The organism is Allofournierella sp. CML151, assembly GCF_027853465.1.
Lineage (GTDB): Bacteria > Bacillota > Clostridia > Oscillospirales > Ruminococcaceae > Allofournierella.
The window spans coordinates 79,144-105,355 of record NZ_JAPNNW010000012.1 but is presented as its reverse complement, the minus strand read 5'-3'; the positions used below and the strand labels follow the sequence as shown (position 1 = coordinate 105,355).

General features: G+C 62.7%; 28 protein-coding genes and 1 pseudogene. 17 read left to right on the top strand and 12 right to left on the bottom strand.

The window, feature by feature from the left end:
- Window positions 1–1,012: MerR family transcriptional regulator (locus PH256_RS10100; protein ID WP_270914041.1), on the top strand; the 1,012-nt coding region annotated here is incomplete at its 5' end.
- Between the two features lie 110 nt (window positions 1,013–1,122).
- Here the strand turns inward: PH256_RS10100 and PH256_RS10095 are convergent.
- Window positions 1,123–2,235, bottom strand: coding sequence for an ABC transporter ATP-binding protein (locus tag PH256_RS10095; protein ID WP_087183762.1), 1,113 nt, complete (start codon window positions 2,233–2,235; stop codon window positions 1,123–1,125).
- Between the two features lie 143 nt (window positions 2,236–2,378).
- On the opposite strand from PH256_RS10095, the gene PH256_RS10090 reads away from it, so the two are divergent.
- Both PH256_RS10090 and nagB read left to right on the top strand, forming a co-directional pair.
- Window positions 2,379–3,167, top strand: a complete 789-nt coding sequence (locus tag PH256_RS10090; protein ID WP_270914039.1) for a helix-turn-helix domain-containing protein — start codon at window positions 2,379–2,381, stop codon at window positions 3,165–3,167.
- 218 nt (window positions 3,168–3,385) lie between these two features.
- Complete coding sequence (gene nagB, locus PH256_RS10085; RefSeq protein WP_058963141.1) at window positions 3,386–4,123, top strand: glucosamine-6-phosphate deaminase; 738 nt, start codon at window positions 3,386–3,388, stop codon at window positions 4,121–4,123.
- Between the two features lie 120 nt (window positions 4,124–4,243).
- Here the strand turns inward: nagB and PH256_RS10080 are convergent, their stop codons facing one another.
- On the bottom strand, window positions 4,244–4,768 hold the full coding sequence (locus tag PH256_RS10080) for a hypothetical protein (protein WP_270914038.1): 525 nt from the start codon (window positions 4,766–4,768) through the stop codon (window positions 4,244–4,246).
- 24 nt (window positions 4,769–4,792) lie between these two features.
- Window positions 4,793–5,695, bottom strand: coding sequence for a helix-turn-helix domain-containing protein (locus PH256_RS10075; RefSeq protein ID WP_087183765.1), 903 nt, complete (start codon window positions 5,693–5,695; stop codon window positions 4,793–4,795).
- A 236-nt stretch (window positions 5,696–5,931) separates the two neighbouring features.
- On the opposite strand from PH256_RS10075, the gene PH256_RS10070 reads away from it, so the two are divergent.
- Both PH256_RS10070 and PH256_RS10065 read left to right on the top strand, forming a co-directional pair.
- Complete coding sequence (locus PH256_RS10070) at window positions 5,932–7,305, top strand: MATE family efflux transporter (RefSeq protein ID WP_270914037.1); 1,374 nt, start codon at window positions 5,932–5,934, stop codon at window positions 7,303–7,305.
- Window positions 7,306–7,372: 67 nt separating this feature from the next.
- A complete protein-coding gene (locus PH256_RS10065) occupies window positions 7,373–8,242 on the top strand; it encodes an NAD(P)-dependent oxidoreductase (RefSeq protein ID WP_333766370.1) in 870 nt (289 codons plus the stop codon).
- A 60-nt stretch (window positions 8,243–8,302) separates the two neighbouring features.
- Here the strand turns inward: PH256_RS10065 and xdhC are convergent, their stop codons facing one another.
- Entirely contained in the window at window positions 8,303–9,160 is an 858-nt protein-coding gene (gene xdhC / locus PH256_RS10060; protein WP_270914035.1) for a xanthine dehydrogenase accessory protein XdhC, read from the bottom strand.
- Between the two features lie 293 nt (window positions 9,161–9,453).
- Here xdhC and PH256_RS10055 point away from each other — a divergent pair, with 293 nt between their 5' ends.
- From PH256_RS10055 to PH256_RS10045, 3 genes are all read left to right on the top strand, one after another.
- A complete protein-coding gene (locus PH256_RS10055) occupies window positions 9,454–10,554 on the top strand; it encodes an ornithine cyclodeaminase family domain (protein ID WP_270914034.1) in 1,101 nt (366 codons plus the stop codon).
- 63 nt (window positions 10,555–10,617) lie between these two features.
- Entirely contained in the window at window positions 10,618–11,685 is a 1,068-nt protein-coding gene (locus tag PH256_RS10050) for a hypothetical protein (RefSeq protein WP_270914033.1), read from the top strand.
- 32 nt (window positions 11,686–11,717) lie between these two features.
- Complete coding sequence (locus PH256_RS10045) at window positions 11,718–12,623, top strand: L,D-transpeptidase family protein (protein WP_270914032.1); 906 nt, start codon at window positions 11,718–11,720, stop codon at window positions 12,621–12,623.
- A 97-nt stretch (window positions 12,624–12,720) separates the two neighbouring features.
- Here PH256_RS10045 and PH256_RS10040 read toward each other — a convergent pair whose 3' ends face one another.
- Window positions 12,721–13,365, bottom strand: coding sequence for a hypothetical protein (locus tag PH256_RS10040; RefSeq protein WP_270914031.1), 645 nt, complete (start codon window positions 13,363–13,365; stop codon window positions 12,721–12,723).
- Window positions 13,366–13,501: 136 nt separating this feature from the next.
- Entirely contained in the window at window positions 13,502–14,905 is a 1,404-nt protein-coding gene (locus PH256_RS10035) for an ROK family protein (protein WP_087183773.1), read from the bottom strand.
- 297 nt (window positions 14,906–15,202) lie between these two features.
- On the opposite strand from PH256_RS10035, the gene PH256_RS10030 reads away from it, so the two are divergent.
- Window positions 15,203–15,409, top strand: coding sequence for a DUF378 domain-containing protein (locus tag PH256_RS10030; protein WP_087183774.1), 207 nt, complete (start codon window positions 15,203–15,205; stop codon window positions 15,407–15,409).
- 308 nt (window positions 15,410–15,717) lie between these two features.
- On the opposite strand, the gene selD is transcribed toward PH256_RS10030, so the two are convergent.
- The 4 genes and pseudogenes from selD to yedE form a co-directional block, all read right to left on the bottom strand.
- Window positions 15,718–16,758, bottom strand: a complete 1,041-nt coding sequence (selD, locus tag PH256_RS10025) for a selenide, water dikinase SelD (RefSeq protein ID WP_442866660.1) — start codon at window positions 16,756–16,758, stop codon at window positions 15,718–15,720.
- A gap of 14 nt (window positions 16,759–16,772) precedes the next feature.
- Window positions 16,773–17,018 (bottom strand): DUF3343 domain-containing protein, encoded by a 246-nt coding sequence (locus PH256_RS10020; RefSeq protein WP_087183776.1) that lies wholly within the window; start codon window positions 17,016–17,018, stop codon window positions 16,773–16,775.
- Window positions 17,015–17,224: a sulfurtransferase TusA family protein gene (locus tag PH256_RS10015; RefSeq protein ID WP_087181803.1), complete on the bottom strand. Its 210-nt coding sequence runs from the start codon at window positions 17,222–17,224 to the stop codon at window positions 17,015–17,017. Before PH256_RS10015 ends, PH256_RS10020 begins: the two co-directional genes overlap by 4 nt.
- Before the next feature lie 14 nt (window positions 17,225–17,238).
- A pseudogene (gene yedE / locus PH256_RS10010) lies at window positions 17,239–18,324 on the bottom strand (YedE family putative selenium transporter).
- On the opposite strand from yedE, the gene PH256_RS10005 reads away from it, so the two are divergent.
- The 3 genes from PH256_RS10005 to PH256_RS09995 are packed head-to-tail and all read left to right on the top strand — an operon-like array spanning window position 18,266 to window position 20,760.
- Window positions 18,266–18,634, top strand: a complete 369-nt coding sequence (locus tag PH256_RS10005; protein ID WP_270914045.1) for a hypothetical protein — start codon at window positions 18,266–18,268, stop codon at window positions 18,632–18,634. The pseudogene yedE and the gene PH256_RS10005 sit on opposite strands and share 59 nt — an antisense overlap.
- A 58-nt stretch (window positions 18,635–18,692) precedes the next feature.
- Window positions 18,693–19,856, top strand: a complete 1,164-nt coding sequence (locus PH256_RS10000; RefSeq protein WP_270914029.1) for an aminotransferase class V-fold PLP-dependent enzyme — start codon at window positions 18,693–18,695, stop codon at window positions 19,854–19,856.
- Window positions 19,846–20,760, top strand: a complete 915-nt coding sequence (locus PH256_RS09995) for a selenium metabolism-associated LysR family transcriptional regulator (protein WP_270914028.1) — start codon at window positions 19,846–19,848, stop codon at window positions 20,758–20,760. Before PH256_RS10000 ends, PH256_RS09995 begins: the two co-directional genes overlap by 11 nt.
- 69 nt (window positions 20,761–20,829) lie before the next feature.
- On the opposite strand, the gene PH256_RS09990 is transcribed toward PH256_RS09995, so the two are convergent.
- On the bottom strand, window positions 20,830–22,020 hold the full coding sequence (locus PH256_RS09990) for an FtsW/RodA/SpoVE family cell cycle protein (RefSeq protein WP_270914027.1): 1,191 nt from the start codon (window positions 22,018–22,020) through the stop codon (window positions 20,830–20,832).
- A gap of 292 nt (window positions 22,021–22,312) precedes the next feature.
- Here PH256_RS09990 and tsaE point away from each other — a divergent pair, with 292 nt between their 5' ends.
- Genes tsaE through PH256_RS09965 form a run of 5 tightly spaced genes read left to right on the top strand, consistent with a single transcriptional unit; the run spans window position 22,313 to window position 25,355 of the window.
- On the top strand, window positions 22,313–22,738 hold the full coding sequence (gene tsaE, locus PH256_RS09985) for a tRNA (adenosine(37)-N6)-threonylcarbamoyltransferase complex ATPase subunit type 1 TsaE (protein WP_087181808.1): 426 nt from the start codon (window positions 22,313–22,315) through the stop codon (window positions 22,736–22,738).
- The gene (gene tsaB, locus PH256_RS09980) at window positions 22,735–23,439 is read left to right on the top strand and encodes a tRNA (adenosine(37)-N6)-threonylcarbamoyltransferase complex dimerization subunit type 1 TsaB (protein ID WP_333766369.1); all 705 of its coding nucleotides are present in this window, start codon (window positions 22,735–22,737) and stop codon (window positions 23,437–23,439) included. Before tsaE ends, tsaB begins: the two co-directional genes overlap by 4 nt.
- Entirely contained in the window at window positions 23,436–23,882 is a 447-nt protein-coding gene (rpiB, locus tag PH256_RS09975) for a ribose 5-phosphate isomerase B (RefSeq protein WP_087183781.1), read from the top strand. The genes tsaB and rpiB overlap by 4 nt, the downstream gene beginning before the upstream one ends.
- Before the next feature lie 54 nt (window positions 23,883–23,936).
- Entirely contained in the window at window positions 23,937–24,569 is a 633-nt protein-coding gene (gene upp / locus PH256_RS09970) for a uracil phosphoribosyltransferase (RefSeq protein ID WP_087183782.1), read from the top strand.
- Between the two features lie 39 nt (window positions 24,570–24,608).
- Entirely contained in the window at window positions 24,609–25,355 is a 747-nt protein-coding gene (locus PH256_RS09965; RefSeq protein ID WP_270914026.1) for a hypothetical protein, read from the top strand.
- A gap of 61 nt (window positions 25,356–25,416) precedes the next feature.
- Here PH256_RS09965 and PH256_RS09960 read toward each other — a convergent pair whose 3' ends face one another.
- Complete coding sequence (locus PH256_RS09960; protein ID WP_270914025.1) at window positions 25,417–26,118, bottom strand: YoaK family protein; 702 nt, start codon at window positions 26,116–26,118, stop codon at window positions 25,417–25,419.
- Window positions 26,119–26,212: the final 94 nt, after the last annotated feature.

The following is a 26,212-nucleotide window of genomic DNA, read 5'->3' as shown; positions in this document are numbered from 1 at the left end:
AAGTGTTCCCCAGGGGAACACTTTGCAGGGAGAGAAGGATATGCTGATCCATGAGGCGGCCCGCCAGGCGGGCCTGAGCAAAAAGGCGGTGCAGCTTTATCTTTCCGCCGGGCTGCTTCAGCCCCAGGTGGATGCCCGCAACGGCTACCACCAGTTCACCGGCGAGAATGTGCAGCGGCTGCAGCAGATCCGCTGGCTGCGGCAGCTGGGCTTTTCGGTGCAGGAAATCCGCGCCATGCTGGAGGACCCCTCCGCCGCTCAATACTACATCTTAAAGCGGATGACCGCCCTGCGGGAGGAAAAGCGCCGGCTGGACTGGCGCATGACCCAGCTGGAGCAGATTCTGGAGCAGGACTGCCTTTCCCCCAACAGCACCGCCCTGACGCCGGGGCCGGAGCCGTGGCACGCGCCGCTGCCGCTGGACGAAACCGACGCCTATCTGATCGTTTCCTGCTTTCTGGGCAGCCTGGTGCAGAATGTGGAGCTGAACGAATACCGCCGCTTTTTGTGGCAGCGGCTGCTGAAGGTGGTGGTCGCCCACCAGACCCCCGAGCTGGCCGGGCTGCGGGACTACATCTACAGCCTGACGCCGGAGCATGCCGGGCAGCTGTTTGCCCTCTGCCGCCGGGTGGTCAGCGAGATTGCCGCCCTGCCGCCTCGGAAGATGGAGGAATTCTGCAGCCGGGTGCTGGAAGATCTGGGCCGGAACCTGAACAGCTCCGCCGGGCGGCTCAAGCGCCGGTACGAATGCTTTCTGCGGCCCTCCATCCGGCTGTTTGACGCGGAGGCCTGCGACATTCTGCGGGAATTCACCCCGCTGTTTTCGGAATATCAGGACCGGCTGCAGGCCTACTGCGACGCCATGCTGCACCGGCTGCAGCAGCCGGAGAACGCGGCGCTGTGTGCCCGCCTGACGGCTGCCTTCGGCCCGGAATTCAGCCCGGAGCAGATCGGCAGCGGCCAGCTCACCGCCCTTTACTCGCTGTCGCTGGAGAGCGGCGAGGTCAATTAACCAAGGCAATACCGCACAATTTCAGGCAATGTTACTCAAATAAAAAACGCAAAAGCGCCGCTGGTTTTCCAGCGGCGCTTCTGCGTATAACATGATTCCAAGGGGAAGGATCAGTTCAGGATGGTCAGTTCGGTCTCGGGATCGAACAGATGGATCTTGTGAGGATCGAAGGCAACGGTAACGTTGCTGCCGTTCTTGGCCTTGGAGGTGGGAGCCACGCGGGCGGTCATCTTGTTTCCCTTGTATACCAGGTACAGGTAGATCTCGGAGCCCATCAGCTCGGAAACCTCAACAGTGGCCTCCAGCTTGCACTCGCCCTGCTTGTTTACGAACTCGGGATCGTCCTTGATGTCCTCGGGACGAACGCCAGCCTTGACCTTCTTGCCAACGTAGGCATCCAGCTTGCCGTCGGTGGTCTTCTCCTTGGGCAGGTCGATGCGGTCGCCGGACAGATCCAGGTAGTAGCCATTGGCATCTTTGTTCAGGGTAGCATCCAGGAAGTTCATCTGGGGGCTGCCGATGAAGCCGGCTACGAACATGTTGATGGGGAAGTCGTACAGGTTCTGCGGGGTGTCGACCTGCTGCACGATGCCGTCCTTCATAACCACGATGCGGTCGCCCATGGTCATGGCCTCGGTCTGGTCATGGGTAACGTAGATGAAGGTGGTAGCCAGCTTCTGGTGCAGCTTGATGATCTCGGTGCGCATGCTGGTACGCAGCTTAGCATCCAGGTTGGACAGGGGCTCGTCCAGCAGGAACACGGCCGGGTTACGAACCATGGCGCGGCCCAGGGCAACACGCTGACGCTGACCACCGGACAGAGCCTTGGGCTTGCGGTCCAGCAGGTGCTCGATGTCCAGCACGCGGGCGGCCTCACGAACACGCTTGTCGATCTCAGCCTTGTCTACCTTACGCAGCTCCAGGCCGAAAGCCATGTTCTTGTAAACGGTCATGTGGGGGTACAGAGCGTAGTTCTGGAACACCATGGCGATGTCGCGGTCCTTGGGGGCCACATCGTTCACCAGGCGGTCGCCGATGTACAGCTCGCCCTTGCTGATCTCTTCCAGACCAGCGATCATGCGCAGGGTGGTGGACTTACCACAGCCAGAGGGGCCAACCAGAATGATGAACTCCTTGTCGGCGATCTCCAGGTTGAAGTCCTTAACGGCGGTAACGTCGCCGGGGTAGATTTTGTAGATATGACGCAGGCTGATGCTTGCCATGGGAATCGACACTCCTTTTTTATTGTTACTGATTTCGATTGTCTTTTGTTGATACGCTTGACCGCGTATCTCGTTGCTAATATAATAATACCAGACTTTTTCCGGATTTAAATAGCACTTTATTGATATGAGGTGACGTAAAATTGATTTTTGACCCCCTTACCTTCTGTGCCCTGAACGAGACAAAGGACCTGCAGTTCTCCACCCCCACCACCCTGGAGGGGGAAGGGCTTTGGATCGGGGTGCTTTCCAGCGGGCAATGCGCCCTGGCGGACGAGGAAGCCCCCCAGCTGGCGGGCGCGGGCAGCCTGCTGCTGGGCGCGCCCCCGCTGCGGCTGGTGCCCGCCGAGCCCTGCCACCTGGCGGCGGTGCTGCTGAGCGGTCAGGCGGCCGCGGCCTTTGCCGAGGGTCTTGCCGGGCCCATGTTCGCGGCAGGCGCCTCCTGCCCCGGTGCGGCCGAGCTGGTGGCCCAGCTGGTGGCCTCCCCCTCCTCCCGCCGGGCCTCGGCGCTGGGCTACCAGCTGCTGTGCGAGAGTGCCCGGGCGGACGCCGCCGCCCCCAGCTACCCGCCTCTGGTGACCATGGCCATCGCCGCCATGCGGGAGCACTACGCCGGGCTTTACGGCGTGGAGGAGCTGAGCGAAAGCCTGGGCGTGAGCAAGAGTCATCTGGTGCGGGTGTTCAAGGCAGCGGTGGGCGTGCCCCCGGGCCAGTACCTGACCGGGGTGCGCATTGAGGCCGCCAAGCAGCTGTTGTGCCACCGGGAATACCCGCTGGAGGTGGTGGCCAGCCTGTGCGGCTTTTCCGGGGCCAACTACCTGTGCCGGGTGTTCAAAAAGGCCACCGGCCAAAGCCCCACCGCCTGGCGGGCGGCGGCCGCCGGGGTACCGGAGCTGCCGGAGCTGCCCCAGGAACGGGAGCTGTATGTGTAAGGCTTCTCCTTATATAGTAGAGAAAGGCCTATTTTTCAACAAATCCAGCCCCCATTTCGGAAAAGATTTTGTTTTTTGTGCAAAATTTCTGCATATTTTGGGCTATAATTTTTCCCCGGAAGGCTGTATGATAAAGATAAGACCGCGATTTGCAGGCAGGGCGCGTTCCCCGCTTTGCGAGTTTCACCGAAAAATAGTAAAGAACGGAGTGTATCACAATGAAAGTTGTTGTTACCAAGAGCTACGACGAGAGCTGCGCCTATGTGGCCGACATGATCTGCAAGCTGGTGAATGAGAAGCCCAACTGCAAGCTGGGCCTGGCCACCGGCGGCACCCCTGTGCCCATGTACAAGAAGCTGATCGAGGCCAACAAGGCCGGCAAGGTGGACTTCTCTCAGGTACATACCGTAAACCTGGACGAGTACTGCGGCATCCCCGAGACCCACGACCAGAGCTACCGCTACTTCATGAACACCAACCTGTTCGATCACATCAACATCGACAAGGCCAACACCTATGTGGCCAAGGGCATGGGCGACGCTGAGGCCAACGCCGCCGAGCTGGAAGCCAAGGTACGCGAGGGCGGCGTTGCCGACCTGCAGCTGCTGGGCATCGGCAACAACGGCCACATCGCCTTCAACGAGGCCAGCGATCACCTGATCAGCGTGGCTCACATTGAGAAGCTGACCGAGAGCACCATCAACGCCAACGCCCGCTTCTTCGAGAAGAAGGAAGACGTTCCCACCACCGCCATCACCATGGGCATGGGCGACATCATGGCCGCCAAGTGCGTTGTGCTGATCGCCACCGGCCTGGCCAAGACCGACGCCATCAAGGGCCTGGTTATGGACAACGTGATCACCACCCAGAACCCCAGCAGCATGCTGAAGATGCACGAGAACGTGGTTGTCGTGATCGATCAGGAGCTGGCCGACGCCGTTGGCTACAAGGGCTAAGCGCTCCGTTTTCCACAAAGCATTCGCACCCCGGTGAAAAACCGGGGTGTTTTTTGATTGCTGCGCTTTTAAAATAAAAAAGCAGCGGGCGGAATTTTCCGCTCGCTGCTTTTTGTTCTGTTAAAAGCTGCGCCAGGTGTTCAGCCCGTCGGGCAGATGGCCGGCCCAGAAGCCCGCCAGTATGGCCGCGGCCTGGGGGCGGCTCACACCGCCCAGCTCACGGGTAATGGCCGGCCCGTCGGGCTGCTCCATCACCGCCTGCACCGCCAAACCGCCGTCCGGGTCGGTGGTGCAGTGCATGGACCGGCAGCCCTCCAGGGGTGCGGGCGGGGTAAGCACCAGATAGCCTGCGCTCACGCCCACAGCCTCCACCGCCCGGGTGAGGGCGGCGGCGTCCGGCTGGCAGGGCGACTGGCCCTCCACCGTCAGCTGCCACAGGCCGGTGTCGTTCTTTCGGCCGGGGCGCTGCTCCTCGGGCAGGCCCGGGTTCAGCCTCCGGCGGCGCTGTTCTTCTCTGCGCCGTTCCACGGCCTGACGGTCCCGCCGCCGGGAACGCACGGTGGAATAGATGGCAAGGCCCATCATGACCAGCACCAGCACCCCCATCAGCACCGGCAGCAGCACCTGAAAGAAAAATGCACTCATGGTTTGCTCTTCTCTCCTTTTGGTTTATTCCTCGCCGCGGCCGCGCCGGGCCAGCACCTTTACGCTGCTGGCGTACTCCGAGGGGGTCATGCCGGTGACCTTTTTGAAATGACGGGAAAAATAATGGATGGAATTGTACCCCAGCAGGGCCGCGATCTCGGTGAAGTTGTGGCTGCCCTCCCGGATCATCTCCTTGGCCTTCTGGATTTTCAGATTGCCGAAGTATTCCATGGCGCCGCCGCCGGTCTTCTCCCGGAAGACCTTCTGCAGATAGCTGCGGCCCACCAGATTGTCGCGGCAGATGTCGCTCAGGGTAAGGCGGCGCTGGATGTTGTTCTCCAGATACTGCTGCACCCGGCTCAAAAACTCGTTCTGGCTGCGCTCCCGGATCAGGCTGGTGGGCTTGGCCACCACCGGGCTGTCGCCCCGGCGCACCATATCCAGCAGCATGGTCTCCAGCGACAGGCCGATCACCTGCTCGGCGCCAAAGGCCGCATCCTCCCTGCGGGTCAGATGCTGGGCCAGAGGATCGTCCAGCGGAGTGGAAAAAGCCGCCCCGGCCATCTCCACAATGCGGGCCATAAGTACCCGGTCACTGTCGCTTGCCATGAGCACCCGGCCTCTGAAAAAGTCCATGGCGGGGCTGTCGCAGTCGAAGGAGACAATCACGATGTTGGGCGCATCCTTGCCGGTGGCGCGGATGTTGTGGTACTCGCCGGGGGCGTGGAAGATCATCTGCCCCTTTTTCAGCAGCTTCTCCTCTTCGCCCGCGGTCACGTAAACTTCGCCCTTGTCCGCATAGACAAATTCCCAGAAATCATGACTCTCGCCGATGAAGGCGTAGTCCGGGCCATATTCAAAATAATGTACCGAATAGATGCGGTCGATGCGCAGCACCTTTTCCAGTTCCAGCGCCTGATAGCCCATCTGCTTGCAGCTCCTCTCCTTTGGAAGAGGGGCGGTTCGCCCCTGCTTGTTTGCCCGTGGCTCACTTTCTCATGTTTGTAGTATATCCCAAAACGACCGATTGTGCAAATGTTTTCTTTTTTTCCACCCAAAACGCCGCTCTCTGGCAGCTTTTGCCCGGATATGCTATACTGAAACCGATGATGCAAACGGCGGCAAAGCCCCGCCCCAAACCAAAACAGAGAGAGGACGGACCAATGCAGCGATTCAAAGAACATTTTTATACCGACTGGTCGTTTTACAAGCGGATGCTGGCCATCACCATTCCCATCGCTTTGCAGAATGTGATCAGCCTGGGCGTGAACATGATGGACACCATCATGCTGGGTCAGCTGGGCGATGTGGCCATCGCCTCGGCCAACCTGGGCGGCCAGCTGTTCACCATTCTGGACGTGATGGGCTTCGGCCTGGCCAGCGGCGCGGCGGTGCTGATTGCCCAGTACTGGGGCAAGCGGGACATGCTGCGCATCCGCCAGATCTTCGCGCTCACGCTGCGGGTGGTGCTGGTGGTAAGCAGCCTGTTCGCTTTGGTGGGCCATTTCCTGCCCGAAAAGGTGCTGGCCATCTACACCACCGACCCGGCGGTGATCGAATCCGGCGCGGCGTACCTGAAGCTTTTATCCATCAGCTTCGTGCTGTTCAGCTTTTCCAACTGCTACATCATGTGCCTGCGGGCGGTGGAGCAGGTGCGCATTAGCATGGTGGTGTACGGCTGCAGCTTTTTCATCAACGTGTTTTTCAACTACTGCTTCATCTTCGGCAAGCTGGGCGCCCCGGCCTGGGGCGTACGGGGCGCGGCCTTCGGCACCGTGATGGCCCGCCTGTTCGAGCTGTGCGCCACCCTGGTGTACATGTGCTTCATTGAAAAGCGGGTGCGTTTCACTCCCCGCTGGCTGCTGCAGCTGAAGAGCGGCCTGGGCCGGGACTATGTGCGCAACAGCGTGCCGGTGGTGAGCAACGAGCTGCTGTGGGGTGTGGGCCTCTCGGTGGTGAACCTGACCATCGGCCATATGGGCGCCAGCTACACCAGCGCCATGAGCATCGTGAACGTGTTCAACCAGCTGGTGAGCGTATTCACCTTCGGCATGTCTGCCGCCAGCGCGGTGGTGGTGGGCAAGACCATCGGCGAGGGGCGCATTCAGGACGCCAAGCGGGCCGCCAACAGCTCGGTGCTGGTGGGCCTGGGCCTGAGCGTTATCTGCATGACCCTGCTGCTGGTAGGCCGGCCCTATATTCTGAGCCTTTATAATGTGAGCCAGCTGGCCCACGACACCGCCTTCTCCATGATGACCATCCTGGCCCTGATGCAGCCCTTCCAGGCGGTGGGCTGCGTGATGATCGTGGGCGTGCTGCGGGGCGGTGGCGACGTGCGCACCAACCTGATGCTGGACAGCGGCCTGCAGTGGTGCCTGGCCATTCCGCTGGGCCTGCTCACCGGCTTTGTGCTCCACTGGAGTGCCCCGGTGGTATTCTTCTTCCTGCGGTGTGACAACATCGTGAAGAGCATTGCCGGTCTCATCCGGCTGCGCAGCGGCAAATGGATTCGGGTGGTCACCCGGGAATCCACCTGAGCATTGTTTTCTCCACCCCGGCCAAAACCGGGGTGGTATTTCATAAGAAATGGGGAGATGTATTGTTGTGAGCAAGATTGCATGGATCGGCACCGGCGTGATGGGCCGCCAGCAGGCAGGCCACCTGGTAAAGGCCGGGCATACCGTAAAGGCCTACAGCCGCCGCTACGAGGCGGTATGCCAGCAGGCGAAGGAATTCGGCTTTGCGCCCTGCGCCACCATCCGGGAAGCAGTGGCTGATGCGGAATTCGTCTTCGTGATGGTGGGTTACCCGGCGGACGTGGAGCAGGTGTTCTGCGGTCCCGAGGGCATTCTGGAAAACGCCCCCGCCGGGGCCGTGGTGGTGGACATGACCACCTCCAGCCCCACCCTGGCTCAGAAGCTGTATGCCCTGGGCAAGGAAAAGGGCATCGCCGTGATGGACGCACCGGTCTCCGGCGGTGACAAGGGCGCCCGGGAGGCCACCCTGTCCATCATGGTGGGCGGTGATGAGGAGGCCTTTGAGAAGACTCTGCCTCTGTTCCAGTGCATGGGCAAGAGCGTGCTGCTCATGGGCCCCGCAGGCTACGGCCAGCACACCAAGGCGGCCAACCAGATCGCGGTGGCGGGTGCGACCGCGGCCTACACCGAGGCCATTCTCTACGCCGAGAAGGCCGGGCTGGACCCCCACAAGATGCTGGCGGCCATCGGCGGCGGCGCGGCGGGCAGCTGGCAGATTGCCAACATGGCTCCCCGAGCCCTGGCCGGGGATTTCGCTCCCGGCTTCTTCGTGAAGCACTTCATCAAGGACATGAAAATCATCCGGGAGGAGGCCGCCCAGCGGGGCGTGGAGCTGGAAATGCTGGACAGCGTGCTTCATCTCTACGAGGAGTTCGCCGCAGCGGGCGGCGAGAACGAGGGCACCCAGGCCCTGATCGACTTCTACCGCAAAAAGTAACCCCCAGATACCCACATACAAAAAGGGAGCAGCCCGCGCTGCTCCCTTTTTCTGTTTGCTTCAGCTGTGAATCAAATTCAGCGGCTTTGCGCCCGCGCCCCGCTGCTGGGCCCGCCAGGCGATGAGCTGGCCCGCCACGCTCACCGCGATCTCCGCCGGGGTCTCGGCCCCGATGGAAAGGCCGATGGGAGTGCTCACCCGGGCGAACTGCTCCGGGCCAAAGCCCTCTTCCTCCAGCTTCTGGCGGGTCATGGCGATCTTGCGGCGGCTGCCCATCAGGCCGATGTAGCCCGCCGGGGTGGCAAGGGCTTTGCGCAGCACCTCGTAGTCGTGCTCGTGGCCCCGGGTCATGATGACGATCAGATCCTCTTCAGTAGGCTCCAGCCGGTCCACCGAGGCGGCCATGTCTTCACAGAGCACTCCCGCCGCGCCGGGAAAGGCCTCCTCCACCGCGAACTCCGGTCGGTCATCCACCACCCAGTACTCAAACTCCAGTGCGGGCAGCAGCGCCGCCAGTGCCCGGGCCACATGGCCCGCGCCGAACAGCAGCACACGACCGGCTCCGGTTCGGGCGGCTCGCCGCTCCAGCTCCCGGACCGATTCCCTGCCCGCAGGCAGATACAGAAATTCCACCCGTACCTGCCCGCCGCAGGCCATGCCCACCTGGTTGGGTCCCTTGTCGCTCAGGTCATATTTCTCCACCGCGCTCTGCTGTTCCTCCAGCACCCGGGCAGCCCGCTGCTGGCACACTGCCTCCACCTTGCCGCCGCCAACGGTGCCGGTACACTCGCCGCCGCCCAGCACCGCCATAAAGGCCCCCGCGTGCCGGGGAGCCGAACCCCTGCTTTCCAGAATGGTCACCAGCACCGCCGGTTCTGTTTCCAGCCGCCGGGCCAGCTGCTTCATCCCCTGGTTCATCGTTCTTTCTCCTTTGTGCGCCGGGCATATCGCACCGGCCCCGATTCATATTACTACTAAGACCATGCCGCACAATTCGCGTGCGTTATTGTCCTTAGCATATCACGCCTATTGGCGAATGGCAAGCCGGTTGACAAAGTCCCCCTGTTCGCGGTACGCTGGAACAACAAGAGCTGGTATTTTTTGAAAGAGTTTTCCCCGCCGGTTCGTTTTATTGGCAGCTGCCTTTTCCGGCAGTGCATACCGCAGAGCTTTCTCGTAACCGCCGCCCCAAACGCGGCAAAGGAGGACCCATGTCGTTTTCGCTTCCCGTTTACCGCGCGCCGGACTTTTCCGCGCCCGCCTTCGCCCGTTGCCCGAACGCCCGCTTTGTGCCCGCGCCCTGCGACGGGGCCGCGCCGGACGGCTACCACAGCACCAGCATGTACCCGGAATACTTCCGGATTGACGGACGCTGGACCCTGGCCGAGGAAAGCCGGATGGACAGCTGCGTGGTGCTGCGGGAAAACGGCCGGCTGGACGTGGTGGAGCTGCGCAACCTGAAGCAGGGCGACCTGGTGGCCCTGGGCCGCACCGACGACGGAGCGGACGGCATCTACCTGCACACTGGCGGCTTTGCGGACCCGGAGGCCCAGGCGGAGGCGGACGCCTTCACCTTCCGCCAGGGGCGCAGCCGGGAGACCTCTTACACCAAAGACTATGACCGGCTGATTCAGCTGCTGCGCCACGAAAAGGAGCACGGCAACATCCTCTGGGTGATGGGGCCTGCCTTTTCCTTCGACGCAGGCGCCCGAGCCGCCATGCAGACGCTGGTGGAGGCGGGCTATGCCCACGGCCTGCTGGCGGGCAACGCCCTTGCCACCCACGATCTGGAGGGTGCGCACCTGCACACCGCCCTGGGGCAGGACATCTACACCCAGCAGAGCATGCCCGGCGGCCATTACAACCATCTGGACGTAATCAACCGGGTACGCCGCTGCGGCAGCATTCCCCGATTCATTCAGGAATACAACATCCAGGACGGCATCATGTACAGCATCGTGAAACAGGGCGTGCCCTTTGTGCTCACCGGCTCCATCCGGGACGACGGTCCCCTGCCGGAGGTGATCGGCGACGCCTACCAGGGCCAGGCGGCCATGCGCGGCCTGGTGAAGCAGGCCACCACCGTGATCTGCCTGGCCACCATGCTGCACACCATCGCCGCCGGAAACATGACCCCCAGCTTCCGGGTGCTGCCGGATGGCACCATCCGCCCGGTGTATCTGTACACCGTGGACGCGGACGAGTTCGTGGTGAACAAGCTGCTGGACCGGGGCAGCCTGTGCGCCACCACCATGGTGACCAACGTGCAGGACTTCATCACCAAGCTGGCCCACGGGCTGGGGGTTCTGTAAGCGCTTTATTTTGCATAAAACGGAAAGGAAGTGCCATCCATGCGCCGGATCGCGTGTGCATTGATGATTCTTGCGGTTCTGACCGGCTGCGCCCGGCCCGCCGCTTCAGAGCAGGCCGGGCAAGCTGCGTCTGCCAGCCAGTCCTCTGCCAGCACACCACCTGCCAGCACTGCAGCGCCTGCGCAGGGCGCAGTGAACGAAGCCCAGCTGCGCTGGAAGGCAAACGCCTCCACCGGCCTGCGCCAGTCGCTGGTGCTGGCCACCGACCTGCCGGTGATGGACTACCTGCTGCCCGCTTTGAACGAACAGGACGCGGTGGTGCTGGTGGGCAAGCCGGAGCAAAGCGTGCCCCAGGCCGCCTTTTACGTGACCGAGGAGGAGGCCCTGCCGCTGGACACCGGTCCCTGCGGGCCCCAGACGCTCCGAAGGCTTACGCTGGAGGATGGCCAGACCTGGGTGATGATCACCGAGCAGCAGCTGGGCGTTTCGCCCCCGGCCAGCTACTTTTTCTATCTGGATGATACCGGCGCGCTGACCAGCTTTTCCCTCCGGGACCCGGAAAGCGGCCAGCCGCTGGCGGTGTCCGCTCAGACAATCGAGGGCCGCACCCGGTTTTCGCTGGAGGTCACCCGGCTGGACGGCGGCTGCACCCGCATAGAACCCGCGGACGGGATGGACAATTCCTATCTTTGGGTCACCGAGGAGGGGAGCTTTCTGCCCTCCGGCCGCAGTGTGCATCACTACCCGCTGGTGCTGGAAAACGGCAGCTTTTATGAGCTGGGAGCCGTCCCGCTGGAGGAGGAGCAGTTTCTGCAGCTGTTCCCCGAAGGGAAGGACTGGCTGGACCGGATGCTGGAACACCAGACCCGTCTGGTACGGGAGGATACGCTGGACAGCGAATATACCTTTCTGTACCGGGGCGACGGCACGGTGGATGTGAACCTGCGCTACGGGGATTTTGACTGGGGCTGGCAGTGCTGCCATCTCACCCTGACCCCCGGCCAGCCGCTTCCCGAGCCGGACACCCCCGAGGGCACCTTCCAGCCGGGCCGCCGCCAGGAGGCCGCCTGCCCGGCCATTGCCCGGCAGCCCGAACTGCCCGACGCTCTTGCCGCACCCGGCGAGGGCTGATAAATCAATCCAATCACAGGAGGAACCCAACCTTGACCAAACGCATTGCATCCATTCTGTTTGCCGCCCTAATGCTGGGCGGCCTGCTGGCGGGCTGCGGCAGCAAAGACGCTTCCGAAACGCCTGCCGCCTCCACCTCCACGCCTCAGAGCTCCCCCGCGCCCACCGCCGAACCCACCCCCACGCCGGACCCGGAGGCGGTGTGGGCCCAGGCCGGCAAGGACACCATGGCCTGGCTGCAGAGCCAGCCCGGCTTTGAGGGGCTGGACCTGACCGTGCAGGAGGGCTTCCCCTTTTTCCTGGCGGTGAACCGGGACGCCAACACCGTGACCGTTTACACCGCCGATGAGAACGGCCAATACACCAAGCCCTACATGGCCATGGTGTGCAGCGGCGGCACCGACACCCCCACCGGCTACTGGAACACCCCGGTGAACTACGACTGGCGGCTGCTCTCCGGCCCCTGCTACGGCCAGTACGCCACACGCATCGACGGGCCCTACCTGTTCCACTCGGTGCCCTACTACACCCAGCACAAGGACGATCTGGAATACGACGAGTTCAACAAGCTGGGAACCACGGCGTCGCTGGGGTGCATCCGTCTGGCGGTGGTGGACGTGCGCTGGATCTACGAAAACTGCCCCATCGGCACCCCGGTGGCCATTTATGACGACGCGGCCAACCCCGGCCCCATGGGCAAGCCGGATACCCTGACCATTGACCCGACAGACGAAACCCTGCGTGGCTGGGACCCCACCGACCCGGACCCGGCCAACCCCTGGAGCGACGAGTATCTGGACGGCACCGCCATCCGCAGCGCTGCCGCGCAAAGCGACTGGGATGCCTTCAAGGCCAGCGAGGCCTTCACCCAGAACCTGACCCCCACCGACCTGCAGGGCTGGAGCCACGACAGCGCCATCGTGGGCACCCGGGGCTGATGCCGCTCTCTCTTTTCGCAAACAAAAAGACCCGTGCGGGCCTGCCGGTTTGGCGGCCCCACGGGTCTTTTTCTGTTTCGTTGCTTTCGCGGACGCTTTACCAGTCCCAATGGAAACCGGCTGCCTGCAGATCGGCGCGCACCGCGTAATATTCCTGCTCGAAGGTCACGTATTCCCCGGCAGTCAGCGCGTCCAGCTGGCGCTCGCAGGCGCGGGCGGCGCGGGCCAGGGCAGGCGCTGCACCGGCGGGGCAGCCCTCATGGCTGCAGGCCAGCAGATACTGCATTACATTGGGCAGGTACTGCACCGCAAAGTCCGCCGCCTGGGCCGGGTCGGCCCCTTCCGCCTCCAGCACCGCCAGCAGGGCGGCGCAGCCGGTCTGCAGCCGCTCGAACTGCCAGGCCAGCATGGGCGGCCGGGCAAAGGTTTCGGTCATGCCGCCCATGGCGCGCATCGCGCCCCGCAGGCTGCCCAGCACCCGCTGGTCCACAGGCAGGTCCTGGGGCAGGCTGGGTGCAGGAGGCACCGGTCGGGCGGCGTGCTCCGGCTCATCCAGCCCCAGCACCGGCAGCGCACCCGCAGGCAGCAAAGCATTCACCACCAGCAGCATGGCGCCCACCAGCAGAGGCACCGAAAGAATGGCAAGCGTGACCCGCAGCCAGGCCCAGGGCGCGGGCAGAAGAATACAAACGGCAGCCAGCACAAAGCAGGCGGCAGCCGCCATCCAGAAACGTTTTTTCACAGGGCAAAGCCCCCTTTCCCATCAATCACCCCACCCTGCCCGCAGGCAAACCAGGAATCGATTTCTATTATAACACAAAAAGCGCCCGCCTCCAAAGAGGCGGGCGCAAATGCTCTGCAACTTTTACAAAAAGTTTTTACTTAACCTCGGGCAGGCTGGCAGCAGCGGAGCTCTGGCCAACGCGGCGGGTCATCTCGTCCGGAGCTTCGGGACGGAACTTCACTTCGGGGTACTCCTCGTCCATCACGCGGGCAGCGGTCTCCAGGATGATATCGCCGCCGCGGCCGCTCATCACGCGGCCCATCATCTGTACGTGGTGGATGTCGTAGAACTGAGCGTACAGGCCCATGGTGTGGCCCAGGTACACGCCGATGCTCTCGTACACCTTGATGGCGCGCTCGTCGTTCTCAGCCATCAGGCCCTGAACAACCTTCAGGCGCTTTGCCGGGGGCTCGGTCTCGTCCAGCTCAATGCCGGCACGGGGAGCCAGCTTGTTCACGCCGTCCTGGCTGAAGTACTTCACGCCGCAGCCGATGTCGCCGCTCCACTCGTCTTCCATGGCGTCGGGCTGGCCGTCCACGGGAGCGAAAGCCAGCTCGTTCAGCCAGCCGCAGATGTTGCCCTCGCCGTCCACGTAGCCAACAGCCTCGCTGGTGCCCATGGCGATGCCCATGATGCCGTTCTCACCCAGACCCATGGCACCGGCCAGAGCGGAAACGTCGCCGTCGTTGGCAACCACAACGGGGATCTCGTAGCCCAGGATGCGGCTCAGATCCTCGGCAGCGCGGGTGTAGATGTTCTTCACCTTGGCGTCGAAGTCTTCCTTGCCCACCTTCAGGAACAGGCTGGCAACCATGCACTTGTTGTCGATGTAAACACCGGCGGAGGAAACGCCGATGCCGTCCACCTTGCGGCCCTTCTCCAGGATCTTGGCGGCAGCGGTCTCCATGGCGGCCAGGATGCCCAGGTAGTGGTAATCGGGATTGCTGTTGACCTTCGGGTACCACACAACCTCTTCGCTGTAGATGGTCTCGCCGTCGATCACGGCGCTCACCTTGCGGTCAGATCCGCCGGCGTCGAAGCCGATGCGGGCGCCGTTGGTGTGACGGCCCACGCTCTCGGTCTTCTGGAAGGGAGCGGGCTTCTGGTCGTAGGGCAGAGCCACAACCTCGAACTCGTGCTCGTAAACGCCCTCCATGAAGTTCTTGTCGAACTCACGGCTGCCGCCCACGGAGTAGGCCTTTTTGATGCCCTCGGCCAGCTTGTCGTTGCCGCAGATGTATACCTTGAAGCCGCCCCAGCTCCACAGCAGGAACTTCACCAGGCGGTCCACATAGTAGGCGTCGGCCTCAGCCATCTCGGGGGTATCGTAAACCTTGCACTCCCAGGTGCCGATCTGGCCGCCGCTGCGCTCTACAGCGATGCACAGGGGCTTGGTGGCGCCCATGGCGTAATGCTTGAAGAACAGGCCCAGGGGCACAAAGCCCTGGTCCAGTTCAGGCAGGTTCTTTACGGGGATCTCAACATTCAAGAATTTCATGTTTTTCCGTCCTTTCGTGTCATCACCGGCGCTTTGGCCTGTGGCCCGCAGCGCACTGCGCCGGGCTGCGGGCCCGGCCGCTTCTCTTGCTTTCATTGTAGTACATCCCGCGGCGCAGCGTCTAGTGCAAAGCGGCTTTACTATTTGTACTTTCGTGTATTTTTGGGCGCTGTGGCCAAAATCACCGCCCCATGTTCACAGCTTTTGCACTATATTGGACGGAAGCGAACGGCCCGCCCGGTTTGTATAACGCCCCCAAAACCGGGGCAGACTAAGGCCAGAAAAGGAGGAAAAAACATGTCTGTTTTTTATAAGATCTGTATTCTGCTGCTGATCGTGGGCGGCTTGAACTGGGGCCTTGTGGGCCTGTTCCGCTTCGATCTGGTGGCCTGGCTGTTCGGCGGTTCCGCCAGTGTGCTCAGCCGCATCGTCTACTCGCTGGTGGGGATCTCCGCCCTGGGCGCTATTCCCAGTCTGTTCATGTCGTCCGACGGCGAGCACTGACCCCCGCAGCACAAAAAGCGCGCTTTGAGGCTGTCGAAAAAGTTCGACAGCCTCCTGAGGGACACCAAACGCACCACCCGCGCATAGCGCGGGGGATGCTTATTGGTTTCCCCCAGTACCCTTTTCCGGCGAAAAAAAGACCGATTTTGCGCACTACGCACACAAAATCGGTCTTTTTTTCTGTTAAGGTGTCAGGATTCCCGGTACATGCCCGTGAATCCTGACATTGTTTCTATTGCAGAAAAAAGTTTATCGACAGGCTGAAGCGCGCTTTCCCGCTGTTTTGGGAATAGCGCGCTTTTAACTTTTTAGCTCTCCAGGCAGACCGCCGCATCCTGCTGCTCGGTCACATAGCCGATGCGCGCCGCCTCCACGCCTGCGGCCAGCAACTGCTGCAGGCATTCTTCGGCGCACTCCTCCGGCACTGCCGCCAGCAGGCCGCCGCTGGTCTGGGGGTCGTAGAACAGATCCTCCAGCGCCTGCTCCACCTTTCCGCTCACCTGCACGCCCGCCTGGGCGTATTCCCGGTTGCGGTAGGCACCGGCCGGGATGAAGCCCATCCTTGCCAGCTCCAGCGCCTTCGGGTGGAAGGGCACCGCATGGGCCCGGATGTGCAGGGTGCAGCCGCTGCCCTGGGCCATCTCGAAGCTGTGGCCCAGCAGGGCGAAGCCGGTCACGTCGGTGCAGCTGTGCACCGGGTAGTTCACCAGCACATCCCGGGCAGCCTTGTTCAGGGTGGCCATCTGCCGGTAAATCCGCTCCAGCACCGGCGCTTCCACCAGGTCCGCCTTGGCGGCGGTGGTGATGACCCCCACGCCCAGCGGCTTTGTGAGCAGCAGCACGTCGCCGGGTCTGGCGCCGCTGTTGGTGAGCACCTTATCCGGGTGGACAAAGCCCGCCACCGCCAGGCCATAGATGGGCTCGGCCCCGTGGATGGTATGCCCGCCGGTGATGATGGCTCCCGCCTCGTAGGCTTTCGCATAGCCGCCCCGCAGAATCTCGTGCACCGTGTGCTTGTCCATGGATTCGGGCAGACACATGATGTTCAGCGCGGTGCGGGGCTCGCCGCCCATGGCGTACACGTCGCTCAGGGCATTGGCCGCCGCGATCTGGCCGAAGAGATATGGGTCATCCACGATGGGCGGGAAAAAGTCCGTGGTCTGCACCAGGGCCACCTCGTCGGTGATTACATAGACGCTGGCATCGTCGCTTTTGTCGTAGCCCACGATGAGCCGGGGGTCGTAGTGGGTTTCAAAGCCCTCCAGCATGCGGGCCAGCGTGCCCGCGCCCACCTTGGCCCCGCAGCCCGCGCAGCTGGCCAGCTTTGTAAGCTTTACCTCGGTTTCCATCAACAGCGCCTCCTTCAGCTGCCTTCCGCCCGGTAGACCGGGCGGTATCCCTCACCGGTCACCTCCACCACCTGCTCCACTTCGGCGGGATATTCCCCGCCGGGGCATGGGTCACTGCCCCCGTATTCCGCACAGGTGCCGCAGCTGCTGCTCAGCGCCCGGGGCACCGGCATCACCTTCACCGGAATCCCCTCTTGCTGGCACAGCTTTTTGAAGCGGATGGCTCCGAAATGGGAGTAAAAGGTTGCAATGTAGCTCATGCCTTGGTCAGGGTCAGGGTATATTCGCCGCCCGTTTCCTCCACCTGGACCGCATAGCCCTGATGCTGGGCATAACGGGTCACGTTTTCCTTGCTGGCCAGATTGTCCACCAGCACCTGATACTTGGCCTGCTTGTCCATCATGGCCTTGCGGGTCATGACCACCGGCTCCGGGCAGGAAAGCCCTCTTGCGTCCACGATAACCATAGTTGTTTTCCTCCTTATGCGTTCTTGCGGAAGGTGTTCACGCAGGCGATGACCGCCACCACCGCGATGCCGATGATCACAGCCACCCGGCCGGCAAAGGTGGTGCCGGTGCCGCTGGAGGCCAGACCGAAGTTGTGGGCAAAGGCAGCGCCCGCGATGAGGCCCAGAACGGCCACGGCACTGTCGGAATTGCCCTCGCCCGCCAGCACCAGCTGACGCAGGGGGCAGCCGCCCAGCAGCACGCAGCCGAAGCCCGCCAGCAGCATGCCCAGGAAGTTCCACAGGCCATCGGTGTGGGCCACGGGCTGGCCCTCAAAGCCCAGGGTGAAGTAGGCCTAGCCGGTGACCGCGCTCAGAATCAGGTTGCAGACCAGAGCGCTGGCGAAGATGGCCACAAAGCCCAGCAGCAGCTTGCTCTCCCGAAAGAGGGCCATGTCACGGATGCCGCCCACCATGCACAGGCGGGTGCGCTGGGCCAGAGCGCCCACCACAAGACCGGCGATCAGGCTGATCAGAATGGGAGCATGCAGCGCGCCCGGGCCTGCGCCCGCCTCGGAGAAGAAGATGAAAGCGGGAGCCGCCACCAGCAGCACCAGCATGGCCACCTGCACCGCCGGGAAGGCTGCGCCCTCCAGCACCGGCTGCCTGAAGGTGCGGCCCAGGGAGTAGCCACGGTTCAGGAACACAACGCCCACCAGGATACCCGCCACAAAACCGGCCAGGCCCAGCAGCGCGTTCAGATCGCCGCCCGCCAGACGCAGAATCATGCGGAAGGGGCAGCCCAGGAACATCAGGCAGCCGATCATCACAAAGAAGCCCAGCACGAAGCGGGTCAGCGGGGCGCTGCCGCCACGGGCGGAGAATTCCTTCTTGGCCAGCGCCATGGCAAAGCTGCCCAGCACCAGGCCGATGATCTCGGGCCGGATGTACTGCACCGCGCCCGCCCGATGCAGGCCCAGCGCACCCGCGGTGTCACGCAGGAAACAGGCAATGCAGAAGCCCATGTTCACCGGGTTGCCGAAGAACACCAGCGCCGCCGCAATGACGCCGATGATCAGCCCCGCGATCACGATTGTGATCTTTTCTTTTTTCAAGTCCATACCAAACGATCCCTCACTTTTTTTATTTTTGGCAACACCACACAATTCACGCCTAACGGCTCAGGCGGCGTATCACGCCAAAATTTTCCGTGCTATTTTCCAAAAATGCTCGCCAAGCCACCAAGGCTTGTCTGTGCTTTTTGGTTCATATCACAAAAAATTTCCGGCGCGCTCCACCACCCGGAATTATGCGGTGCCGCCTTTTGGGGTTCTCCTGTTCCCAATTATAAAGAGTATTACTTTTATTTTCCAATTGAATTTATTAATTTTACTAATAGATTTATTTGCTTTTCCAATAAAACAATTGTGAAGCCGCCCTGTCTGTGGTATGCTGGAAGCAAACCACAGATCGAATGGAGGATGCGACCATGCCGCGCATTTATCTGGACAATGCCGCCACCAGCTTTCCCAAGCCGCCCCAGGTGGCCCGGGCGGTGTTCGAGTTTATGACCCAGGGGGGCTGCAACATCAACCGGGGCGGCTACCAGACCGCCTACGACACCGAGGAGCAGGTGTTCGACACCCGCCAGCTGCTCTGCGACTTATTCGACGGGCCGGACTGCAAAAACGTGATCTTCACCAAAAACGTGACTGAGAGCCTGAACCTGCTCATCAAGGGCTTTCTGCACCCGGGGGACCATGTGCTGGTCTCGGCCATGGAGCACAACGCGGTGATGCGCCCGCTGGTGCAGATGACCGGCCACGGGGTGGAGTTTTCCCGCATTCCCTGCCGCGCGGACGGCTCGCTCTGCATTGAGCAGATGGAGGAGCTGATCCGCCCCAACACCCGGGCGGTGATCCTGACCCACGCCAGCAATGTGTGCGGCACCGTGATGCCGATCCGGCAGGTGGGCGAAATCTGCCGCCGCCGGGGCCTGCGCTTTTTCGTGGACGCCGCCCAGACCGCCGGGGTGCTGCCCATCTCCATGACCGGGGACCTCATCGACGCGGTGGCCTTCACCGGCCACAAGGGGCTGCTGGGGCCCCAGGGCACCGGCGGCCTGGTTCTGGCCGAGGGTCTGGAACAGGAGCTGGACCCGCTGCTCAGCGGCGGCACCGGCAGCCTGAGCCACACCGAGGAGATTCCGGCTTTTCTGCCGGACCGGTTCGAGCCGGGCACCCTGAATCTGCCGGGCATTCTGGGCCTGCGGCAGGGGCTTTTGTGGCTGGGTGAGCAGCCGGAAGGCGCGGTGCTGACCCACGAGCTGGCCCTCACCGGCCGGTTTCTGGCCGGGCTCGCCCCGCTGGAAGCTGCAGGCCTTGTGCGGCTGGCGGGCAAGCGGGGGCTTGAGGGCCGCACCGGCGTGGTGGCTCTCCAGACGCCGGGCCGGGAGATGGCCCAGGTGACCTACCGGCTGGACAGCGAGTTCGGCATCCAGACCCGGGTGGGGCTGCACTGCGCCCCTTCCGCCCACAAGAGCCTGGGCACCTGGCCGGAGGGGGCCATCCGCTTTTCCTTTGGGGTCTTCAGCACCCAGGCGGACGTGGACGCGGCCTTGGCCGCACTGGAGGTGATTCTGCATGGAGCTTAAGCAGCTGCGCTCCTTCGCGGCGGTGGTGCGCTACGGCAGCTTCACCCGGGCGGCGGAAAACACCTATCTTTCCCAGCCCACCATCAGCACCCACATCCGGGCGCTGGAGGAGGAGCTGAACACCCAGCTTCTTTTACGGGACACCAAAAATCTGCAGGTCACGCCCCGGGGGCAGGAGCTGTACGAATGTGCATGCCGGATGCTGGAACTGCAGGACAATCTGCTGCAGCGCTGGCGGCAGAGCGACCAGCATATCATCCAGCTGGGGGCCTCCACCATTCCCTCGGCCTACATCCTGCCGGAGGTGCTGCCCCTCTACGGCAAGCAAAACCCTGGCAGCTACTTCGTGGTGCACCAGAGCGACAGCCGCCAGGTGATTGAGGGGGTGGCGGGCGGTTTGTTCGACGTGGGCATGAGCGGCATGCCCTGTCAGGACGAGGCCATCCGCTGCGAGCCCTTTTTCCGGGACCGGATGGTGCTCATCACCCCGGTGAGCCGCCGCTTTCTGGCCATGCAGAGCCAGGGCCAGGATGCGCTGGCCGAGCTGCTGCACGAGCCCATCATCCTGCGGGAGGCGGGCAGCGGCAGCCAGAAAAGCGCCGACCGGTTTCTGGCCCAGATGGGCCTGCGGGAAACCGAGCTGCGGGTCACCGCCCGGGTGAACGATCAGGAATCCATCAAGAACCTGGTATCCGGCGGACTGGGGGTATCCATCGTGTCGGAAAAGGCGGTGCGGGATTTTGTGGCAGAAAAACGGCTGCTGGCCTTTCCGCTGCCGCCGGGCAGCGCCGAGCGGGACCTGTATCTGCTGCTGCCACGCCACGCCAGCGCCGACAGCCTGCGTTTTTGCAGCTTTGTGCGGGAGTTCTATCGCACTCCGCAGCCTTTGGAGGAATCCAACTAATCAAAAACCGCCCGCCGTGTGCTTTGGCTGCACACAGCGGGCGGTTTCGTTTTTTTCAATTGGCTCTGCTCAGTCGCTGAACAGGCGTTTTTTGTTGTGCATGTAAACGCTGGTGACCAGGCCCACACACAGATACATCATCAGCGCGCTGCTGCCGCCCGCCGAGAAGAAGGGCAGCGTGACGCCGATCACCGGCAGCAGCATGGTGTTCATGCCCAGATTGATGATGATCTGCCAGGCCATGGTGGCAAACACGCCCACGCAGATGTAGGTGCCGATGTGGTCCTCACTGCGCAGGCCGGTGGTGAGGGTGCGGATGGCGACGCCGAACAGCAGCGCCAGCACCACCATGCAGCCCACAAAGCCCACGCACTGGGCCAGGTAGCTGAAGATGAAGTCGTCCTGGGCGTTGATCACGTAGGCGTGGTCATTGTGGAAGAAGCCGTTGCCGAAGATCTGGCCCGAGCCGATGGACACCCGGCCGCCCTTCTGCTGCTGCATGATGTCCCGGTACTGGGGATCGTCCGGATAAAACCACAGGGCCATAATCCGGTCCACCTGGTAGCCCTTGAGCTGATCCGGGAAGAAGGTCAGAATCGCCGCCAGGCCCGCCGTGCCCAGCGCAATGGCGCTGAGGATGTATTTCCAGGAAAGGCCCGCCGCGAACAGCATCATGCAGCCGATGGTGGCGAACACGATGCCGGTGCCGTCGTCGCCCTGGATGTGGATGATGCCCACCGGCACCAGAATGTGCAAAAGCAGCTTGGCCAGCACCTTGGGCTCGTTGATGTGCTCGCGCACATTGTCCAGATGCATGGCGAAGGTGAGGATAAAGCTGATCTTGGCCAGCTCGGTGGGCTGCAGGCTCAGCGGCCCCAGAATCAGCCAGCTCTGATTGTCGGTACCGCTGGGGGTATAGCCCAGCGTGACCGGTCCGATGGTGAGTCCGGTCAACGTAAGCAGCACCAGACCCCAGGTGATGGACACATGCACCGGCCAGATCTTGGCCAGGCTCCGGTAGTCGATGCAGGAAAGCATCACCGCACAGCACAGTCCCAGCAGGCTGGCCACCGCCTGGATCAGCACATCCCGGTAGTTGCCCAGGCCGGTGATGGCCCCGGTGAAGGAATCCACGGCAAAGCCGCCGTTGTCCATGCCGATGCTGATGAGGGTGAGCACGCTGAGAACCGAGCAGCACACGCACATCAGAAGATAGAACCAGTCGGTGGCTTTTACATATTGACGGATGATCTTGAACATTCCACGGCTCCTTTTGTATTTGCCTTACCGCCCGCAATACCGGGCGGGCCCGCAGCCCTTGGTGGCCGGGGCAGGGTGTCGCTTTTTATTATAGCCCAGTTGGAGGCGGCTGACAATCATTTCCCCGCTGCTTTGTGTTGAACTTTGGGGGGCAATTGAGTATACTTATTATAAGTATGCGTGTTTCTTGTGTTTCTTTTATGAAAACGAGGCTGCATCCCGTTTTATTTCACGGCCGGGGCCTTCTTTTTTGCCGCGGCCGGCATCCCATCGTTTAAGGAGCATTTGTTTCATGGCCATTTTCAATACCGCCAGCCGCGCCGAGACCGTGGCTCTGGGCGAGCGGCTGGCCGGCCGCCTTGCCCCCGGCAGCCTGGTGTGCTTCACCGGCGGGCTGGGCGCGGGCAAGACCGCCTTCACCGAGGGGCTTGCCAAAGGTCTTGGCTGCACCGACCCGGTGAGCAGCCCCACCTTTGCCATCGTGAACTACTACCGGGGTCCCCGGCCGCTGGCCCATTTCGATCTGTACCGCATCTCCACCGAGGAGGACCTGAACGCCGCCGGGTTCTATGATTATCTGGACCAGGGCGCGGTGGTAGCCGCCGAGTGGAGCGAGAACTTCGCCGCGCTGCTGGCGCTGGAGCACCCGGTGACGGTGGACATCCAGGTCACCGGGCCGGAGAGCCGCTGCATTACCATCGAGGGGGTGAGCCTGTGATCACCTTTGGTATGGACACCGCGGGCCGCACCGTGAGCGTGGCCCTGATGCGGGACGATCAGTTACTGTACGAGTGTTACCAGGACGCGGGCCTCACCCACAGCGAGACCCTGATGCCTCTGGTGGACCAGGCCTTCCAGGCCACCGGCCTGACCCCGCAGGATGTGAATCTGTGGGGCGTGTGCGCCGGTCCGGGCAGCTTCACCGGGCTTCGCATCGGTCTTGCTGCTGTGAAGGGGCTGGCCTTCTGCACCGGCGCGGCCTGTGCGCCGGTCTCCACCCTGGAGGCACTGGCCCACAGCTTTGTGGGCGAGGGCACCGTGGTCAGCGCGCTGGATGCCCGCCGCGGCCAGGTGTACTGGGCGGCCTTTGATCTGTGCCCCGGCCATGCCCGCCTTGTGCCGGACACCGCCGCCGGACTGGAGACAATGTCCGAATTGTTGCAAAATTGCAAAAAGCCGGTGTTTTTTGTTGGTGACGGGGCTGCCCTGTGCTATAATAGGTACGGCTCTTTGCCGGGGGTTCTGCCCTGCCCGCCCGCGCTGCAGCGGCCCCGGGCAAGCGCGGTCTGCCTCGCGGCAATGGAAATGAATCAAAAGGGCCTTTGCGTGCCCCCTGCCCGGCTGCTGCCCAGCTATCTGCGGCTGAGCCAGGCCGAACGGGAACGCCAGGCCCGCATCAAAGGAGAATCGACCCAATGAGCAAACCCGTTGCCCTTGCCGCCGACCACGGCGGCTACGAACTGAAGGAAGCCATCCGCAAGCATCTGGACGAGATCGGCGTTGCCTACAAGGATTTTGGCAGCTACACCGGCGAGGCCTGCGATTACCCGGACATGGCCGAAGCCGCCTGCCGGGCCGTGGTGGCCGGTGAATGCGACAAGGCGCTGCTGTTCTGCGGCACCGGCGTGGGCATCAGCATGAGCGCCAACAAGATCCGCGGTATCCGCGCCTGCTGCTGCAGCGACGCCTTCAGCGCGGAATACACCCGCCGCCACAACGACGCCAACGCCCTGTGCATGGGCGGCCGCGTGGTGGGCCCCGGCCTGGGCGTGTATCTGGTGGACCTGTTCCTGAACACCCCCTTCGAGGGCGGCCGGCATCAGCGCCGCATCGACAAGATGATGGCTCTGGAAGCCAAGTAACTGCGTTTTAAGGAAGTTTTTATACACAACTCACAACATAAGGAGCGGTTAATTATGAGTAAGAATCCCATGATCCTGGACCATCCCCTGGTACAGCACAAGGTAAGCCACCTGCGTGACCGGAACACCGGCACCAAGGAGTTCAAGGAGCTGGTAAGCGAGATCGCCATGCTGCTGTGCTACGAGGCTACCCGTGACCTGCCCACCGAAGAGGTGGAGATCGAGACCCCCGTGGCCATTGCCAAGACCCGCGTGCTGAGCGGCCGCAAGCTGGCTCTGGTGCCCATCCTGCGCGCCGGCCTGGGCATGGTGGACGGCATGCTGACCCTGCTGCCCGCCGCCAAGGTTGGTCACATCGGCCTGTACCGCAACGAGGAGACCCTGGAGCCGGTGGAATACTACTGCAAGCTGCCCAGCGACATCGCTGAGCGCGACGTAATGGTTCTGGACCCCATGCTGGCCACCGGCGGCAGCGCTGTGGACGCCATCACCCAGATCAAGAAGCGCGGCGCCAAGAGCATCAAGTTCCTGGCCATCATCGCCGCTCCCGAAGGTCTGGAGCGCCTGCACACCGCCCATCCCGACGTGGACATCTACGTGGCCGCTCTGGATGAGAAGCTGAACGAGAACGGTTACATCATCCCCGGTCTGGGCGATGCCGGCGACCGCATCTTCGGCACCAAGTAATTTTTCTGCACAAAACCAAACGGAAACGAGGTGTGCCTTGTGAAACAATTTTTTCGTTCGCTTCTGCTCAGCCTGCTGCTTACCGGAGCGATCGGCGCTGCCTTCTGGGTGTTCCATCAGGGCACATTCTTTGACGCGGCAGTAAACCGGATTACCATGGCCTGTCTGGCACTGCTGCTGGCGGCGGTGTGGTACCTGTTCTTCTCGAACCTGTGGTTCCATCACATGCAGCGCAAGCAGCGGGTGCTGGACGCACTGCCCCAGCCCCAGCCGCCCCGGGAGGAGCCGGAAGCGCAAAAACCGGAAGCGGAACCTGAGGCAGAAACAAAGGCAGAGGCAGAGCCCGAACCGGAAGCCGTGCCCGAACCGGAACCTGTGCCGGAGCCTGAGCCCGCCAACGGGCCGGAGGCCACGGTGTTCATTCCGCCCCAGCCCGAAGAAGCCCCGCAGCCCGAGGAACCGGCAAAGCCCCAGGCCAAACAGCCTGCGGAGCAGTGGACCGCCGCACCGGAAAGCGCCCAGCGCCCGGCTGCAAAATCCAGCCGCTCCGCTTCCTCCCGAAGCCAGGCCAAGACCGCGGAGGAAAAGGCCGCGGAGAAGGCCCGCAAGCTGCAGGAGGCCGCCCAGGAAAAGCAGGCCCGCCGGGCCCGCCGTCTGGACGAGGACGCCGCCCGCCAGCAGCAGAAGCTGGAGGAGCTGCGCGCCGCAGCCGCCCGCAAAAAAGCTGCCGGGACCAAAAAACGGATGGACTGGAAAAACAGCGATTCCCAAAACAGCGAACAATAACAAGAAAAAAGTTCCGTGTGCGGCGCACACGGAACTTTTTTTGCTTTCATTTGACTTGCGGTCACACCGGGCCGCTGGTTTCCCATTCGCTGGAAAACAGCATGCCCAGCACCACGGTCAGCACCAGGCAGGCCAGCCAGATGGCCCCGGTGCCCAGCGGCTCGCAGACCAGCGCGCTGATGCCCGCGCCCACCACAAAGGCCAGAATGACCCCATAGTAGTTGAACATGTGAGCCAGCAGAGTCTTGTCGCCGGTGCGGCGGTACTGCACCAGCAGCTCGGTGCCGCTGCGCAGGTTACCGGTACACATGGTGGTGGCGTAGGCCCGGCCATGCACCCGCCGGAAGGATTCCACCTGCAGCGAACACACAAAGGACACGCACACGTTGGCCAGGTCGTTCCAGCCCTCGGCCGCGGGCAGAAAGCCCACCACCGCCAGCACCGCCAACTCGATCAGAAGCACCCACTGCCGCCAGTGGAGCCGTCCGCCGGGGCGGGCCTTGCCCCGCGCCCTGATCCATTCCGCCAGCAGCACGCCCGCCACAAAGGCCAGAATGGGCAGCAGATAATGCCCCGCTCCGGCCCAGTCGCCCCGGGCCGCATCCACGCCCAGCATCACGATATTGCCCGTCTGGGCGTTGGCAAACACATGCCCCCGTCCCAGATAGGTGTATGCATCCAGAAAGCCGCCTGCCATTGCCAGCAGAAGGCCCACACGCAGCGCCTCACTGCTCTGCACCACAGCCTGCTGTTTGTTGTTCACCACATCTTCCCTCCCGCTTGTGATTCTTCGCACCTCATTATAGTGCGTTGACGCGCAAAATGCAACTTGCCCAAAAAAGCCAGGGAGCATTTGT

Bases quoted from the DNA above. Each gene is read 5' to 3' on its own strand.
- PH256_RS10095 (WP_087183762.1), bottom strand. From the start codon at position 2,235: ATGGCAAGCATCAGCCTGCGTCATATCTACAAAATCTACCCCGGCGAC.
- nagB (WP_058963141.1), top strand. From the start codon at position 3,386: ATGAAAGTTGTTGTTACCAAGAGCTACGACGAGAGCTGCGCCTATGTG.
- PH256_RS10080 (WP_270914038.1), bottom strand. From the start codon at position 4,768: ATGAGTGCATTTTTCTTTCAGGTGCTGCTGCCGGTGCTGATGGGGGTG.
- PH256_RS10075 (WP_087183765.1), bottom strand. From the start codon at position 5,695: ATGGGCTATCAGGCGCTGGAACTGGAAAAGGTGCTGCGCATCGACCGC.
- PH256_RS10070 (WP_270914037.1), top strand. From the start codon at position 5,932: ATGCAGCGATTCAAAGAACATTTTTATACCGACTGGTCGTTTTACAAG.
- xdhC (WP_270914035.1), bottom strand. From the start codon at position 9,160: ATGAACCAGGGGATGAAGCAGCTGGCCCGGCGGCTGGAAACAGAACCG.
- PH256_RS10055 (WP_270914034.1), top strand. From the start codon at position 9,454: ATGTCGTTTTCGCTTCCCGTTTACCGCGCGCCGGACTTTTCCGCGCCC.
- PH256_RS10050 (WP_270914033.1), top strand. From the start codon at position 10,618: ATGATTCTTGCGGTTCTGACCGGCTGCGCCCGGCCCGCCGCTTCAGAG.
- PH256_RS10035 (WP_087183773.1), bottom strand. From the start codon at position 14,905: ATGAAATTCTTGAATGTTGAGATCCCCGTAAAGAACCTGCCTGAACTG.
- PH256_RS10030 (WP_087183774.1), top strand. From the start codon at position 15,203: ATGTCTGTTTTTTATAAGATCTGTATTCTGCTGCTGATCGTGGGCGGC.
- selD (WP_442866660.1), bottom strand. From the start codon at position 16,758: ATGGAAACCGAGGTAAAGCTTACAAAGCTGGCCAGCTGCGCGGGCTGC.
- PH256_RS10020 (WP_087183776.1), bottom strand. From the start codon at position 17,018: ATGAGCTACATTGCAACCTTTTACTCCCATTTCGGAGCCATCCGCTTC.
- PH256_RS10015 (WP_087181803.1), bottom strand. From the start codon at position 17,224: ATGGTTATCGTGGACGCAAGAGGGCTTTCCTGCCCGGAGCCGGTGGTC.
- PH256_RS10005 (WP_270914045.1), top strand. From the start codon at position 18,266: ATGACGCCGATGATCAGCCCCGCGATCACGATTGTGATCTTTTCTTTT.
- PH256_RS10000 (WP_270914029.1), top strand. From the start codon at position 18,693: ATGCCGCGCATTTATCTGGACAATGCCGCCACCAGCTTTCCCAAGCCG.
- PH256_RS09995 (WP_270914028.1), top strand. From the start codon at position 19,846: ATGGAGCTTAAGCAGCTGCGCTCCTTCGCGGCGGTGGTGCGCTACGGC.
- PH256_RS09990 (WP_270914027.1), bottom strand. From the start codon at position 22,020: ATGTTCAAGATCATCCGTCAATATGTAAAAGCCACCGACTGGTTCTAT.
- tsaE (WP_087181808.1), top strand. From the start codon at position 22,313: ATGGCCATTTTCAATACCGCCAGCCGCGCCGAGACCGTGGCTCTGGGC.
- rpiB (WP_087183781.1), top strand. From the start codon at position 23,436: ATGAGCAAACCCGTTGCCCTTGCCGCCGACCACGGCGGCTACGAACTG.
- upp (WP_087183782.1), top strand. From the start codon at position 23,937: ATGAGTAAGAATCCCATGATCCTGGACCATCCCCTGGTACAGCACAAG.